Raw genomic sequence first — 14,255 nt, 5'->3', positions numbered from 1 at the left:
ATCTCGGACCGGCCACCGGCGGAGGCGCGCAGGGCGGCGGCGAGCGGGATGGCCTGCTCCGGGTGCCAGGCCGGGCGGTCGTCGTCGGTGCGGCTGACCGCGGAGGCGATGCCGTCCCAGGGGTCCAGGGGGACACCGGCGCGTCCGAGCCGATCTCCAGCAGGGCGCCCGAAGCCAGCAGCGCGGCGTACGGGAAGGCGCGCGCCGTCCGGCCGTCCCAATAGCGGTCCGCGACGTCGCGGTCGTCGGGCTGGTGCGCGGGCTGGACGCCGGCGACCACGCCCAGCGCCGCGAACCTGGCGACGTCGTCCGGGCTGAGCAGCTGGGCGTGTTCGATCCGGCCCGCGCAGCCGAGCTCGGTGAACGCGTCGAGCGCGATCGTGTTGGCGCGGTCGCCGATCGCGTGCACCGCCGGGGTCAGGCCGTTGGCCACGGCCTTCCGCATCAGCGGGACCAGTTCGGCTGGCGGAAGCTCCAGTTTCCCCAGCGAGTCTTCACCCGGATAGGGGTCGTGGCAGTAGGCCGTCCGGGTGTTCAGCGAGCCGTCGACGAACAGCTTGAACGGCCCGACGCTGAGCAGCCCGCCGGTACCGGCCACGACGTCGCCGGTCCGGTGACCGCGCTCGATCGCGTGGTCCAGCAGATAGCGCGCGATGACACACGACACCCGCACCGGCAGCTCGCCCAGTTCCGTGCGGCGAGACCAATCCGCGACGGTGTCGGCGAACTCGTAGTCGACGATCTTGGTGACACCGCGCGCGGCCGCGGCCTCGGCGGCCTCACGGACCCAGCGGTCCTGGACGTCCACCGGTGCGATCGGCAGCTCCCCCGTGGCGCTCATGCACTCACTGTCCAGCAGTAGACCGTTCGGGTGGTCCCGGCCGAGCAGTTTCAGCGCCGCCGGGCTGAGCCACAACGCGTGCAGATCCGCGCTGAACAACGCGACCGCGCGGCCGGGCAGCGCCCGCGCCAGCAGGTCCTTGTGCGGTTTGTCGGGCCAGAGGCCGTCACGGAACCCGGCGCCCAGCACCAGCTCACCCGGCCCGGTCGGATGCGCCAGCAGGTGGGAGAGCACGAGGTCCACGGCCTCGACGGCGGAGTTCGCGGCGCCGAGCGGGATCCGCCGCCGGGCGGCGGCCCACTGCACGGAATGCACGTGCGCGTCGACAAAGCCGGGCAACAGCGTGCCGCTGTCACCGTTGATCACCCGCGCGGCGGCCGGGGCCTCACCCGTTTCGGTGATCGCCGCGACGCGGCCGCCGGAGATCACCACGTCCATCTGCGGCCTCGCCGCGTCGAGCCGGACACGGCGCAGGAGAAGATCGTTCATGGACCCAGCCTGCCAGCTGGGCCGGGTCCGCAGGAGGGTGAATCGGGTGCCGGAAAGTTTTCCCCCAACACCATCGAGAGCGAAAACGTGGCCGCCTAACCGCCGAGGGGTTTAGTCCGTTCAGCTCACGTCTAATTGCGATCAATAGGCTAACTGTCTTATTGCTGTAGAAGATCCCGCGTTGTCTACTGCTCGCATACGTTCACCCACGAAGGGCCGAGTAGTGACTGACCAGAGATCACGATGGAGACGCCGGGCCGGGATCACCGTCCTAGCCACCGCGCTGAGCGCATCCACGCTCGGAATCGCCGCGCCTGCCGTGTTCGCCCAAGAGGCGACGCAGGCCATCAGCCCGACCGCCGGCGCAGCCGGTGGCAAGGACCTCGACGAGCATGACCGCGCGCTCGTCGCCGACGCCGAAAAGGCGGGGAAGCCGGACGTCACACTGCTGGTCGCCGCCGAGCGGGGCAGGACCGACGCGGCGGTGAACGACCTCAAGGCACTCGGTGGCGTGATCCAGTCCGCCGACACCAAGCTCGACTACGTCAAGGTCTCCATCCCGGTCGCCAAGGCCGAGAAGGCGGCGAAACTGGGGAGCGTCAACGCCGTCGACGTCGACGGCCTGATCCAGCGCGACGACCCGAAGCCGGAAGGCGCGGCGGACCCGTCGCCGCAGCCCGCTCCGGGCACGAACACCCCGCGCGTCAACCCGTACCTGCCCACCGGTGACACCTACGCCGCGCAGTTCGGCCAGGTCTTCCCGAAGTGGGACGGCAAGGACACCACCGTCGCCGTGCTCGACTCCGGCGTCGACCTCGACAACCCGGCGCTGGCCACGACCAGCCACGGCGAGCGCAAGATCATCGACTGGTACAACGCGAACGCGCCCGTCGGCTCCGGTGACGGCAGCTGGGTGAAGCAGTCCACGCAGACCTACACCGGCACGTTCACCTCGAACGGCCGCAGCTGGACCGCCCCCGCCACCGGCGGCCCGTACACCTTCGGCCTGTTCAGCGAGACCTCCGGCGACCTCGGCGGCGCGGGCAGCGAGACCGGCGGCGACATCAACCGCGACGGCGACCGCGCCGACTCGTGGGGCGTGCTGCTCGACCCCGCCACCAAGCAGGTGCGGGTCGACCTGAACAACAACGGTGACTTCACCGACGACAAGCCGATGACCGACTACAAGACCAACTACGACTACGGCTTCTTCGGCACCGACAACCCGGCGACCGACGTCGCCGAGCGGATGGCCTTCGTCGTGCAGACCGACAAGCCGGGCTACGTCAACATCGGCCTCGCCGGTGCGGAGCACGGCTCGCACGTCGCGGGCATCGCGGCGGGCAACGACCTGTTCGGCGGCAAGATGGACGGCGCCGCCCCCGGCGCCAAGGTGCTCGCGGTCAAGGTCTGCCTGACGACCGCGGCCTGCACCGCCAGCGGCCTGCTCGACGGTGTCGTCTACGCGGCCAGCCATGGCGCCGACGTCATCAACATCTCGATCGGCGGCCTGCCCGCGCTCAACGACGGCAACAACGCCCGCGCGGAGCTCTACAACCGCACGATCGCCGAGTACAACGTCCAGCTGTTCATCTCCGCGGGCAACAGCGGCGCGGGCGCGAACTCGGTGGGCGACCCCTCGGTGGCGACCGACGCGATCAGCGTGGGTTCCTACATCACCAAGGAGACCTGGCTCTCCAACTACGGCTCGAAGACCAAGGCCGCCGAGTCGCTGCACCCCTTCTCCTCGCGCGGCCCGCGTGAGGACGGCGGCTTCAAGCCCGACATCGTCGCGCCGGGCGCGGCGATCTCGACCGTCCCGCGCTGGGAAGAGCCGACCGTGGTGGCCGGCACGTACGCGCTGCCGCACGGCTACGCGATGCTGCAGGGCACCTCGATGGCGTCCCCGCAGGCCACCGGCGCGGCCGCGCTGCTGGTGAGCGCGTACAAGGCGACGCACAACGGGCAGCGGCCGCCGGTGGCACAGCTGCGTTCGGCGATCAAGTCGACCGCGCGGTTCGTCAACGGCATCGACGCCTACGCCCAGGGCGCTGGCCTGTTCAACGTCCCCGCGGCGTTCGTCGCGCTTTCGCTGAACCCGAAGCCCGACACCGTTTCCACCTCGGTCGAGGTGCACACCGTCCTTTCGGGACTGCTGACGAAGCCGAACACCGGCGTCGGCATCCACGACCGCGAAGGTGTCGTCCCCGGCAAGTCCTACACCCGCACGTACACGATCACCCGCACCACGGGGTCGGCCAAGCCGGTCACGTACTTCGCGCGGTGGGTCGGCGGCGACGGGACGTTCTCCTCGCCGTCCACGGTGAAGCTGCCGCTGAACACGCCGGTGACGGTCGACGTCAAGGTGAACCCGAAGACGGCGGGCGCGCATTCGGCCCTGCTCTACCTCGACAACCCGCTGACCATCGGGATCGACGTGCAGACCATGAACACGGTCTTCGCGGCGCAGCAGTTCGAGGCTTCGAAGGGCTACAAACTCGACACCTCGGGCACGATCGCCCGCAACACGGCGAAGAGCATCTTCGTCAACGTGCCGAAGGGCGCGAGCGCGCTGAAGGTCGACATGAACGCCGGTGGCCCCGCCGGCAAGGGTCAGGTGCGGTTCCTGCGCTACGACCCGACCGGTGTCCCGCTCGACGTGACGTCGACGACCAACTGCTACAACCCCGACGGCGGCGCCGGCTGCACCCTCGGCACGCCGACCAGCCGCACGGTGGCGAACCCGGTTCCGGGCGTCTGGGAACTGGTCGTCGAAGCCCGGCGTACGTCCGATGTGGAGAGTGCGCCGTACGCGCTCTCGGCCTCGGTGCTGGGAACGGCCATCTCACCGGACCCGGACGACATCGCGTCGGCCCAGCTCGGCACCCCGCTCGCGCGGAGCTACACGGTGACGAACACGCTCGGCGCCTTCACCGGCAAGCTGAACGGTGGCCCGCTCGGCAGCGCGTCCATCCAGCGGCCGAGCATCGCCGCGGGCGCGCAGCAGCAGTACCCGATCACGGTGACCCCGGGGTCGACCTCGCTGACCGCGACGATCGGCAACACCGCGGACATCACGGCGGACCTGGACCTGTCGGTCTACAACTGCACGAGCGGTTCCTGTGTGCTCGCCGGCCAGAGTGCGGACGGCGACTCGGAGGAGTCGGTGACGATCGCCAACCCGGCGGCCGGTCAGTGGATCGCGCTGGTCGACGGCTACGCGGTGCCCGCGGGCACCACGGCGTTCGACTACCTCGACACGTTCGTGAACCCGGCGTTCGGCTCGGTCGCGGTGACCGACGCGAACGCGGTGCGCGCGTCGGGCAGCACGTGGACGGTGCCCGCCACGGTGACGGCCAGCGCCGCCCCCGGCGCCGGTCGTGTCCTGCGCGGCCAGCTCTCGGTGCAGACCGAGGACGGCGTGCGGGTCGGCGGTTCGACGGTGCTGGTGCGGGCCGTCAGCTGAGTGATCCCTGAAGGCCACCTTCACAGCGTAAAGCGCCGTGAAGGTGGCCTTCAGGGACAGTCGAGTTTGATGCGGTGCGAGGGTCAGGCGTCGAACAGGGCGCTGACCGACTCGCCGTTGTGGATCCGGCGCATGGCCTCGGCGAGGGCGGGGGCGATGGACAGGACCGTGAGCTTCGGGCTGCGCTCTTCGTCGCGGATCGGGACCGTGTTGGTGCAGACGATCTCGGTCACGTCCGGCTGGTCGCCGATGCGCTTGAGCGCGCCGGAGGCGAACAGCCCGTGTGTGCAGGCCACCCGGATCGTGCGGGCGCCGAGGTCGCGCAGCTTGTCCAGGAGTTCGAGGACCGTGCTGCCCTTGGCGATCTCGTCGTCGAGCACGATGACGTCGCGGCCCGACACCTCGCCGATCACCGAGCTGATGCTGACCTTGTCGTCGGCGAAACGCTGCTTCGCGCCCGCGGCCACCGGTACGCCGAGCAGCCGCGCGAAGTGCGACGCCTCCTTCGCGTTGCCCAGGTCGGGCGAGACGACCGTCGTGTTCGAGAGGTCGTAACCGCGGAAGTGGGCGGCGAGCTCGCGCAGCGCGTGGAGGTGGTCGACGGGCACGCTGAAGAACCCGTGCACCTGCGGTGAGTGCAGGGTCATCGCCAGCACCCGGTCGGCACCGGCGGTCACCATGAGATCGGCCACCAGCCTGCCGCCGATCGAGATCCGCGGCGCGTCCTTCTTGTCCGAGCGGGCGTAGGCGTAGTGCGGCATGACCACGGTGATCCGCGACGCCGAGGCGCCACGGGCGGCGTCGAGCATCAGCAGCAGCTCGACGAGGTGCTCCTGCACCGGCGCGACGAGCGGCTGGATGACGAAGACGTCGCGCTCGCGGCAGTTGGCCTGCAGCTGGACCTCGAGGCAGTCGTTGGCGAACCGCTGGACCCGCACCGGGCTCAGCTCGACCCCCAGCTGCGCGCAGATCTCGTTGGCCAGCTCCTGGTGGGCACTCCCGCTGAAGACGGCGATCTCACGCACTGACTTGGCTCCTTACCGACGCGACCGATGCCCCGCCAGCGTAAACGGTCCCTGAAGGCCACCTTCACGGCGTCTAACGCCGTCATGGTGGCCTTCAGGGGCAGTTCGGACCTAGCGGATCGGCGCGCCCAGGAGAGCGAGGAGGTCGTTGTAGAGGACCGAGCCCAGTGTCGTGAGTGCGCCCGGCGAGGCCAGCGACGAGACCACGGTCCTGGTCTGGCACCCGGCCGCGGCGGGCTTGCCGCCGAGACGGTCGGACAGCCAGTTGAGCGCGTCCGGCGCGCCGGTGATCACCAGCGCGATGTGCCCGCTGAGGATGTCACGCTGGTAGCGCACCTGGCCACCGCTCGCGCAGTAGCCCGCGACGGCCCGGTCGGTGTCAGCGTGCGGCACGAGTTCGTCGTTCACCGAGTGGTAGACGAACAGCGGCGCGGCCGGGGTGTGCCGCCCGAGCACGTTCGCGGCGAGCACCGCCTGCGGCACCGGCTGCGAGAGCGGGTCCGCGATGGTGAAGTACCGGTAGAGGTCCTTGAACGCGAAGTCCCGCGCGTTGTCGGCGTTGCACTGCGAGCGGGCCTTGGCCAGCGCCGTCTTGCCCTCGGCGGTCAGGTACGTGTCCAGGAACTGCTGCAGTTCCGGGTACGCCTGGCTGATCCCGGCGATCCCGGACATGGCGATCCCGGCGAACAAGCCGCCGTTCGCGCCGGCCAGGACGTGCTGCGGGTTCACCGGCAGGCCGCCCTCGGCCACGCCCTTGAGGTCGAGCTCCGGCGCGTAGCCCGGCTGCAGTTCCGAGGCCCAGCCCGAGGCCAGCGCACCCCCTGAATAGCCCCACAGCCCGACGTCGGTCTGGGTGCCGTTCAGCCCCAGCGGGGTGAAGGTCTCCGCCGCCCTGATTCCGTCCAGCACCGCCTGCCCGGCCTGTTTTCCTGCCACGTAAGCACTCTTCGGGCCCTCGTAGTCAGGAACGCTGACCGCCCAGCCCTGCCGCACGGCGGCGTCGATGAGCAGGATCTCCGCCTGGGCCACGATGTTCGCGTTCCCCGCGCCGGTGCGCAGCTGGTACGAGATCGCGCATTGCGGCGCGGCGCTGTCCTCCGCGACCTGGTAGGAGAGCAACGGCCGCGACTTCGACGGCTTGGCCCCGGCGGGCAGGAGCACCGTGGTGACGGTGGCCTGCGGCCGGTCCTGGGTGTCGGTCGTCCGGTAGAGCAGCTGCCACGCCCGCACCTGCTGCGGCAGCGCGCCGAACGCGGCGATCGCCATCGGCCGTGACCGCAGCACGGTCCCCGGCGGGGCCGACTCGTACCCGCTCGGTGGCTGGTAGAAGGCATCGTTTTGCGGTGGGGGCGGCGTTTCCGCGGTCGCGGGTGTCGCGCTGACCGTCGCGGCGGCGAGTGCGACCGCCAGTGCGGCGGCGAACCTGCGTGGACGTGACCTCATCGATGACCACCCTTCCAGGAACTCGGAACGGACTTCACCCGCGAGGGTTAGCTCTAATCCAGTCATGCCGGGAAACCGGACGCGGCTGAGCGATCGGACCGCCGTCACGGGCGCTTCCCAATTCATTGCTACTGGACGGTAGTCCCGAGGAAGGAAACTAACAAGGTATCTGACCAGATTGACCTTGAAAGAATCCCCACCAGGGGTTTCTTTCGGAAAAAGACGCGTCAGGGCTTGCGGGCGACGCCGCCGAGCACGGTCTCGCTGAGCGCGCTCAAGCCGCTGAGCCGGGGGCCGTCCGGCCACCACTTGTGCAGGGGGCCGAGGCCGGGCGGGATCATTTCCAGGCCCTCGAAGAAGGACTCGATCTCCTCGCGGCCGCGGTACACGCTGCCGAAGCCGGTGCCCTGGAACCGGGCCTCCAGTTTCTGCGCGAGCTGACTGCCGTCCGACCCGTCGGCCGGGTCGAACTGGTGCGTGAGCAGGAGATACGAGCCGGGGGCCAGCGCGTCGACGTAGGCGCGCACGATGTGGCGCGCCCGCTCGAAATCGTCGATGTGGTGCACGATCGAACAGAGGATCAGGCCCATCGGACGGCCGAAGTCCAGTTGCCGCGTGATGACCTCGTCGGTGAGCGCCACCTCCGGCTTGGTCAGGTCGGCGCCCGAGACGTGAGTGAGCTCGTTCTCCTCCAGCAAAGCCCGCCCGTGCACCTGCACGACCGGATCGTTGTCCACGTAGACGACCTGCGCGTCGGGGTTGTATTTCTGAGCGACCTCATGGGTGTTCTCCGAGGTGGGCAGCCCGGAACCGAGATCGAGGAACTGGTCGATCCCCCGGCCCGCCGCCAGGAACCGGATGACCCGCATCATCCAGGCGCGGTGTTCCACGGCCATCGACGGGAAGTCCGGCGCGATCGCCATGACCTGCCGCATCGCCGCCCGGTCCACCTCGTAGTGGTCGTGCCCGCCAAGCATCGCGTCGGACAGCCGGGCCAGGCTCGCCTTGGTGTAATCAAGCGCGACGACGGCCGGTTCCGACTCGGACCGGAGGTCCTCAGAGGTCATGGATCAGCTCCACCCTTCAGCCATCGGCGGCCCTTACCCTGGTCCTGATGGCTCCACGTCCGACAACAGACAGTACTCACCTTACGACAAGGCGTTCGTCAAGTGAACCTCGCCACAGGGCATCCGCCACCTGCGGAGATCACCCGAGAGGGCCGACACGATCAGTCGAACGTGAGCTCACTCCAGGTGATCCCGCCGTCGATCGTCCGATAGACGGCCGAGCCGTCGGCCGCCCCTGGCATGCCGTCGACGACCACCCCGACCCGCTCGGCGGGGAAGTCGAGATCGAACAGCCCGAGGCCCCGCTCGCTGAGCAGCGTCGACGTCCAGCTCCGGCCGCCGTCGACCGTGCTGTGCAGGAATCCGGCGCCGCCGCCCTCCGCCGCGATGGTCGCGGACAGCGCCGAGGCCGCGCTGAAACTCTGCGTGATGCCGAGCACAGGCGCCTGCGAGGTGCCGGTGAACCGGCCGCCGAGGCGGGGCGCGTGCCAGAGCTGGCGAACGGACGAGCCCGGCTGGGGCGATCCGGCGCTGCCGCTGCACAGCGCGAGCACCTCGCCCTGCCGGACGCCCACGAGCGAGGCTGTGGAGGCGGCCGGGCACGGCGCCGAGGCCCGGCTGAAGGTCAGGCCGTCACGCGAGGTCCAGTACTTTTCACCCGCGTAGTCGCTGCCCAGCGCGACCTGAAGCCCGCCTTCGGTGGCGAGGTCGCCGTAGGTCAGGCCGCCGGTCGCCACGAAGCCCGGCACCGGCGTGAGCACCGGTGACCGCGCCGCACCCGCGTACAGCCGTGTCGAGCCGGCGCCCTTGCCGTAGGTGGTGAGCAGGGCGAACACGCGGCCGCCGGTCTGCGCGATCTTGGAGATATAGAACGGTTCCCGGGCTCCGGCCAGCGCGATCGGAGACCAGTGCCGCCCGGCGTCGGAGGTGGCCAGGACGTGAACACCGTCAGAAACCAGGGCGACGCGTTCGTCCACCATGGTCAGTTTGACGTGATTGTGACTGGCGGGCAACGAAACCGGCGGCGCGCCGAGCCTGGTCCAGCTCCCGCCGCCGTCGCCGGTGGCGAGCAGGGCCGGACACTGCGCGCCCTTCCCACACGGCGCGTAGCCGAGCACGAACCCCCGCTGCGGCCCGAGCCAGCTCGTCGACGCGGGCGCGAAACCCTTCGGCACCACAGTGGCCGCGCCCGCCGGCGGGGCGGACAGGGCGAGCACGACAAACACGGCCGCCGCCAGGGCCGCCCACCGGATCGGTTTCATGGTCAGGAGGACGTCCCACGGCCGCCCAGGTTGCGCGCGGGGCTCAGGACGTCCGGCGCGGCGCGGAGGTCATCGCCGCGACCCCGCTGGCGAAGACGTGACTGTCGGTCAGCTCCCACCTCGAGGGCTGGAAATCACCGGTGAACAACCGGATCCCGGCGCCGGCGACCACGGGGTGGATCTCGACGACCAGCTTGTCGATCTCGGTGACCAGCGCGGCGGCGAGCCCGCCCCCGCCACAAAGCCAGATTCCCTTTCCGTTCTCCCGTTTGAGTTCGCGGACCTTGGCGACGGCGTCCGAGGACGCGAGCGTCACGGCCGGGTCGAGCGCTTGCGCCATGGCGGCGGAAAAGACGTACTGACGAACACCTCGTTCTCGTCGCCGAGCCCGACGGCGGAGCGCCACGCCGTGGGGCACGGTGTCCGGGAAACGGGCGGTGAGCGGGGCGGCATGATCACCGTCGAGCAGGGAGAAATCCGCCTGGCGATCCGGCCCGGCAACCGTGTTTCGCCGCCCCCCGATCGGGGTAATCCGGTCTCCGACCGGTGAGACGGAGGTAGCACGCCGATGAACGACGCGGAAGCGCGCTCGGACACGCCTGACGACACCGCCGACACCGAGCCTCGCTTCACCCTCGGGGCCTACGACCCGGACCCCCGCCCGTGGCTCGTCGCCGGCCGATACCAGGTCGGCAGGCTACTCGGCGAAGGCTCGACGGCGCGTGTCTACCGCGCGCACGACCGGCACCGGGACCGGCCTGTCGCGCTCAAACTGTTCCACCAGGGCGCGGCCGCGGTGGAGGAACGGCGGCAGGCGCAGGAGATCCGGATCCTGCGCGGGATCCGGCACCCCGGCGTCGTCGCACTGCACGACGCGGACGTCGACCACGGGCACGCCTACCTCGCGATGGACCTGGTCGACGGGCCCAACCTCGCCGAGCGGCTCGCCACCGGACCGTTCACCCTGCCCGAGGTGGCGGACCTGGCGACACAGCTCGCGACCGCGCTGGCCCACGTCCACGCGCTCGGCGTGACCCACCGGGATCTCAAGCCCGCCAACATCCTGCTGGCCGGCCACGGCCCGCTGATCAGTGACTTCGGCGTCGCCCGCGCTTTCGGCACCACACGGGTGACGGAGATCGGCGCGGTGATCGGCACGGCCGCGTACATGGCGCCCGAGCAGGTGCTCGGCGAGGACGCCGGCCGGGCCGCCGACATCTACGCGCTGGGCCTGGTGCTGCTCGAATGCCTCACCGGCACCCGGGAGTACCTGGGCTCGCCGGTGGAGTCCGCCGTCGGCAGGCTGCACCGGCCGCCCCGGGTCCCGGGCGGCCTGCCGCCGGGCTGGGCGCGAACGCTGCGCGGGATGACCGCCCGGCGCGCCGAGGACCGGCCCGCCGCCGCGGACGTGGCCCTCGCGTTCCAGGAGGGAGGCGCACCGGTGCCCGCTGCCCGGCGGCGTCCGCTCCGCCCGCGCACGCTGGCCGCGACCGGCGCGCCGGGCGCGCGGCTCCCGCTGGTCGGCGGCGTGCGGTGGGGCGCGCAGGACGACGGCGCGACCAACGACCGGCTCACTCCGGCCGCGCCGGAGTCGACAACGGCGTCTTCACCGACGACTACGCCGACGACGCCGCCGCCGGCACAGGTCACCGTGACGTCGCCCGCGACCGAGGTGGTGACCGAGCAGGTGCCGGTGACCGCGCGCGTCCCGGCCTCGGACAAGTCGGCCCCGGGCAAGTCGAAGGGGCCGAAGAAGACCAAGGGCGGCAAACAGAACCAGGGCGGTCAGGGCCCGCAGGACGACTGACCCCGCACGACCCGAGTTCCCGGCGGGAGGACCGCCGACGGAAGAACGGAGTGGGCCATGACCTATCCCGAGGAGCCGATCCCGCCGCGCCGGGTGCCGCTGGAGGAGAACGAACGGATCGTCGAGCGCCCGCACCCGCGGATCAGGGTGGTGCGCACGGTCAACGCGCTCATCCAGTTCGTGTGCGTGCTCTTCGCGCTGGTGCTGGCCGTGCACATCGTGCTGGTCTTCGGCGAGGCCAATCTGCGCAACGGGTTCGCGCAACTGATCGACTCGTGGTCCGCCGGGGTCTCACTGGGCCTGCGGGACCTGTTCACCCCGGACGGCGTCAAGCTGCGGACCCTGCTCAACGACGGGCTCGCGGCGATCGTCTGGCTGGTCATCGGCACGGTGCTGACCGACCTGATCGCGCGGATCGGCCTGCCGGGACCGCGGCGGGTCTGGTACCGGCGAACCCTCCGCTGACCGCGTCCGGCCCTCGCTCCGAGTGCCCCTGAAGGCCACCATCACGGCGTCTAACGCCGTGATGGTGGCCTTCAGGGGCAGCGGCTTGGTGCCTTGCCGCGCCGAGGGTCGATCTCGTGAGGGGCTCTCAGAGATCCGGGACAGTGGCGGGCGGGGTGTCGCCGGAGGGCGGCGCCGGGTCGACGGCCTCGGGCGGCGGGGCGTCGCCGCTCGTGGTTTCGGTGGGCGGGTGCGGGATCGGACGGCCCTGTGCGTCGAAATGCTCACGGCAGTGGCGCCCGTAACGCCTGGCGTGCACGGTCATCACGACACCTCCTTCACCGCATGACCGGGTTCTTCCGAGGCCACCAGGATCCTCCCGGCGCGCCCGCCGCGCCAACCGGTTTTCCCGGCGCGGGCAGGTTTGTCCGGGTCGCGGCTGGAGACCAAACCGTTGCCGGTCACACTTCCTCGTCGACCACGATGCCGCCGACGTTACGGAGATCGGTGCGGATGCTGGGAAACGATGTCAGAGTGCGACCTCGGACGAAGTCCGCCTCGACCAGCGTCCACGGCCCGTGACAGATCACCCCAACGGGTTCATCGTGCCCCCGGGCAGCGGGAGCGCGTCAGTGCCTTTTCGACGTCGTCGGCCGGATACGGCGCCGTCAGGCCCTCGGCCAGCAGATCCCGGCGGAACCGGCCTAACACGACGGCGACCGGTGCGTAGCGTTTGACGAGCACCGCGGCCGGTTCCGGGAGACTCACCGGATCCCCGCCCGAGGCGAACCCCCGCACCCGCTCGGCGAGATCGGTTTCGCCGTGCGAGGCCGCGATCAGGCGGTGCACCAGCGCGGTCAGCGTGTAGCCCTGGTCGTAGTCCCGGTGGGCCGTCAAGAACCCGGACTCGGCCGCCGACAGCTCGAAACGGGAGCTCAGGGCGAGGCCGAAGTCCGCGAAGCAGAGCCGCCGCCCGTCGGTCAGGATGTTCTCGAAATGAGTGTCGAAATGCAGCAGGCCGCGGGAATTCATCGCGGCCATGCCTGACAGGAGACCCTGCTCCACCCAGTCGAGCGGCGCGTCGTCGCGCCGGTCTCGCAGCCACTCGGCGAGCGTGTGCGGGAAGTACTCGAGGAAGAGCACGACGCTCGCCGCGGACTCCTTGATCGCCTCGATCCGCTCGCGAACGCCCGTCGAGCCGCCCCAGAACCCGACCGCTTTGTCGACATCAGCCAGTTCCTCGGGCAGCGCGGCGGCGCCCGACTGCACCGGCAGGACCCGCCAGTGGTGCAGCAGCGGGAAACCCTGGTGCTCCCCCGCGAGGACCCAGCCGGTGGTCAGCAGGTGCGCGGCCAACTCACGCCAGACGCCGAACCCCGGCGAGCCCAGGCCGTACTGGCACCAGGTGGGAAGCCCGAACAGATTCGCCGTGGACCGCACGTTTTCCGGGCGTTTTTCCAGCTCTGTCAAGGGAATCCGCTTCACGAAGACGCGCACTCCCCCGATCTCGAGCAGCGCGGACGTGCCGCCGATGCCCGCCCCGATCGGACGCGCTCGCGCCAGCAGCTCACCCAATCGGTGGTCACTGAGCAGGGACAGGTGCGCGGAAACTCCTGCGTGGTCGGCGAACCGCGGGGTCAAGCGCCCGTTCCCACACATTCGATGGCCAGCACGGCGATGTCGTCGTGCCCGGTGGTGCCGAGCCACTCCACCATCGCGTCACGCACACGCTGGACGATGACCCGCCCCGGCTGCCCGGCGCAGCCCGCGAGCAGCTCCTGCAGCCGCTCGTCGCCGTAGAGCTCCGCCGGGCTCAGCCTGCTCCTGGCTTCCGTGATGCCGTCCGTGTAAAGGAGGCAGACGTCGCCCTCGGCGAGGTCGGTGACCGCCTCGGCGAACCTCGCCTGCGGAGAGATGCCCACCAGCGTGCCCGGCAGGCTGATCTCCTCGACACCGCCGGCGCGGCGCACCACCAGCGGCGCGGGATGCCCGCCGGAGGCCAGCGTCAGCCGGAGGCCGCCGCTGGGCGAGCGGGCCATCGAGCCGAGGACGAGCGTCGCGAACCTGCTGCTGCCCGCGGAAATGAGCAGCTGGTTGAGTTGACGCAGCAAGGTGGGCCCGTCGCGTTCCACGAGGTTCAGCGCGGCGAGGGAATGCCGGACGCGGCCGGTGAGCGCGGCGGCCTCGGCGCCGTTCCCGCAGATGTCGCCGAGGACCACCAGCGCGCTGCCGTCCTCGCGGGGCAGCACGTCGTAGAAGTCGCCGCCGACCGTCAGCGGCCCGCCCGAGGGCTCGTACCAGATCTCGAACCGGGCGCCGTCGACCTCCGGCGGCTCCCGCGGGTGCAGCGAGGTCTCGAGACCCCGGGTCGCGTCTTCCTGCCGGGCGTAACGCTCGGCGGGCACGGGCCA

General features: G+C 70.7%; 11 protein-coding genes and 2 pseudogenes. 3 read left to right on the top strand and 10 right to left on the bottom strand.

Features of this window, described 5'->3' with window-relative positions:
* Window positions 1-1,330: pseudogene (locus QMK34_RS24720) on the bottom strand (amidohydrolase); the annotation flags it as partial.
* A 223-nt stretch (window positions 1,331-1,553) separates the two neighbouring features.
* On the opposite strand from QMK34_RS24720, the gene QMK34_RS24715 reads away from it, so the two are divergent.
* Window positions 1,554-4,796, top strand: coding sequence for a S8 family serine peptidase (locus tag QMK34_RS24715; RefSeq protein WP_326416699.1), 3,243 nt, complete (start codon window positions 1,554-1,556; stop codon window positions 4,794-4,796).
* An 83-nt stretch (window positions 4,797-4,879) separates the two neighbouring features.
* Here the strand turns inward: QMK34_RS24715 and QMK34_RS24710 are convergent, their stop codons facing one another.
* The 5 genes from QMK34_RS24710 to QMK34_RS24690 all read right to left on the bottom strand — a co-directional run bounded on the left by QMK34_RS24710 (window position 4,880) and on the right by QMK34_RS24690 (window position 9,933).
* Window positions 4,880-5,821, bottom strand: coding sequence for a ribose-phosphate diphosphokinase (locus QMK34_RS24710; protein WP_326416698.1), 942 nt, complete (start codon window positions 5,819-5,821; stop codon window positions 4,880-4,882).
* Window positions 5,822-5,932: 111 nt separating this feature from the next.
* Window positions 5,933-7,264 carry a lipase family protein gene (locus QMK34_RS24705; RefSeq protein WP_326416697.1) on the bottom strand — a complete coding sequence of 444 codons (1,332 nt, stop codon included), beginning with the start codon at window positions 7,262-7,264 and terminating at the stop codon, window positions 5,933-5,935.
* A gap of 227 nt (window positions 7,265-7,491) precedes the next feature.
* A complete protein-coding gene (locus QMK34_RS24700; RefSeq protein WP_326416696.1) occupies window positions 7,492-8,331 on the bottom strand; it encodes an SAM-dependent methyltransferase in 840 nt (279 codons plus the stop codon).
* A gap of 161 nt (window positions 8,332-8,492) precedes the next feature.
* A complete protein-coding gene (locus QMK34_RS24695) occupies window positions 8,493-9,593 on the bottom strand; it encodes a sialidase family protein (RefSeq protein WP_326416695.1) in 1,101 nt (366 codons plus the stop codon).
* A gap of 43 nt (window positions 9,594-9,636) precedes the next feature.
* Complete coding sequence (locus QMK34_RS24690) at window positions 9,637-9,933, bottom strand: dihydrofolate reductase family protein (RefSeq protein WP_326416694.1); 297 nt, start codon at window positions 9,931-9,933, stop codon at window positions 9,637-9,639.
* Window positions 9,934-10,161: 228 nt separating this feature from the next.
* Between QMK34_RS24690 and QMK34_RS24685 the strand changes: the two genes are divergently transcribed.
* Together QMK34_RS24685 and QMK34_RS24680 are read left to right on the top strand one after the other, a co-directional pair.
* Window positions 10,162-11,400, top strand: a complete 1,239-nt coding sequence (locus tag QMK34_RS24685) for a serine/threonine-protein kinase (protein ID WP_326416693.1) — start codon at window positions 10,162-10,164, stop codon at window positions 11,398-11,400.
* 57 nt (window positions 11,401-11,457) lie between these two features.
* Window positions 11,458-11,865, top strand: coding sequence for a hypothetical protein (locus tag QMK34_RS24680; protein ID WP_326416692.1), 408 nt, complete (start codon window positions 11,458-11,460; stop codon window positions 11,863-11,865).
* A 127-nt stretch (window positions 11,866-11,992) separates the two neighbouring features.
* Here QMK34_RS24680 and QMK34_RS24675 read toward each other — a convergent pair whose 3' ends face one another.
* The 4 genes and pseudogenes from QMK34_RS24675 to QMK34_RS24660 form a co-directional block, all read right to left on the bottom strand.
* Complete coding sequence (locus QMK34_RS24675) at window positions 11,993-12,169, bottom strand: hypothetical protein (RefSeq protein ID WP_326416691.1); 177 nt, start codon at window positions 12,167-12,169, stop codon at window positions 11,993-11,995.
* A pseudogene (locus QMK34_RS24670) lies at window positions 12,169-12,446 on the bottom strand (DJ-1/PfpI family protein); the annotation flags it as partial. The gene QMK34_RS24675 and the pseudogene QMK34_RS24670, both read right to left, overlap by 1 nt.
* The gene (locus QMK34_RS24665; RefSeq protein WP_326416690.1) at window positions 12,445-13,485 is read right to left on the bottom strand and encodes a hypothetical protein; all 1,041 of its coding nucleotides are present in this window, start codon (window positions 13,483-13,485) and stop codon (window positions 12,445-12,447) included. The gene QMK34_RS24665 and the pseudogene QMK34_RS24670, both read right to left, overlap by 2 nt.
* The coding region (locus QMK34_RS24660) for a PP2C family protein-serine/threonine phosphatase (protein ID WP_326416689.1) at window positions 13,482-14,255 on the bottom strand (774 nt) is incomplete at its 5' end. The genes QMK34_RS24665 and QMK34_RS24660, both read right to left, overlap by 4 nt.

The sequence above is a fragment of the Amycolatopsis sp. H20-H5 genome, assembly GCF_035828755.1.
GTDB lineage: Bacteria > Actinomycetota > Actinomycetes > Mycobacteriales > Pseudonocardiaceae > Amycolatopsis.
Note: the sequence above shows the minus strand (reverse complement) of the source record. Positions and strands in the feature narration are given on the sequence as shown.

Excerpts from the sequence above, each read along its gene's own strand:
- QMK34_RS24705 (WP_326416697.1), bottom strand. The coding sequence starts at position 7,264 with ATGAGGTCACGTCCACGCAGGTTCGCCGCCGCACTGGCGGTCGCACTC.
- QMK34_RS24700 (WP_326416696.1), bottom strand. The coding sequence starts at position 8,331 with ATGACCTCTGAGGACCTCCGGTCCGAGTCGGAACCGGCCGTCGTCGCG.
- QMK34_RS24695 (WP_326416695.1), bottom strand. The coding sequence starts at position 9,593 with ATGAAACCGATCCGGTGGGCGGCCCTGGCGGCGGCCGTGTTTGTCGTG.
- QMK34_RS24690 (WP_326416694.1), bottom strand. The coding sequence starts at position 9,933 with ATGGCGCAAGCGCTCGACCCGGCCGTGACGCTCGCGTCCTCGGACGCC.
- QMK34_RS24685 (WP_326416693.1), top strand. The coding sequence starts at position 10,162 with ATGAACGACGCGGAAGCGCGCTCGGACACGCCTGACGACACCGCCGAC.
- QMK34_RS24680 (WP_326416692.1), top strand. The coding sequence starts at position 11,458 with ATGACCTATCCCGAGGAGCCGATCCCGCCGCGCCGGGTGCCGCTGGAG.
- QMK34_RS24675 (WP_326416691.1), bottom strand. The coding sequence starts at position 12,169 with ATGACCGTGCACGCCAGGCGTTACGGGCGCCACTGCCGTGAGCATTTC.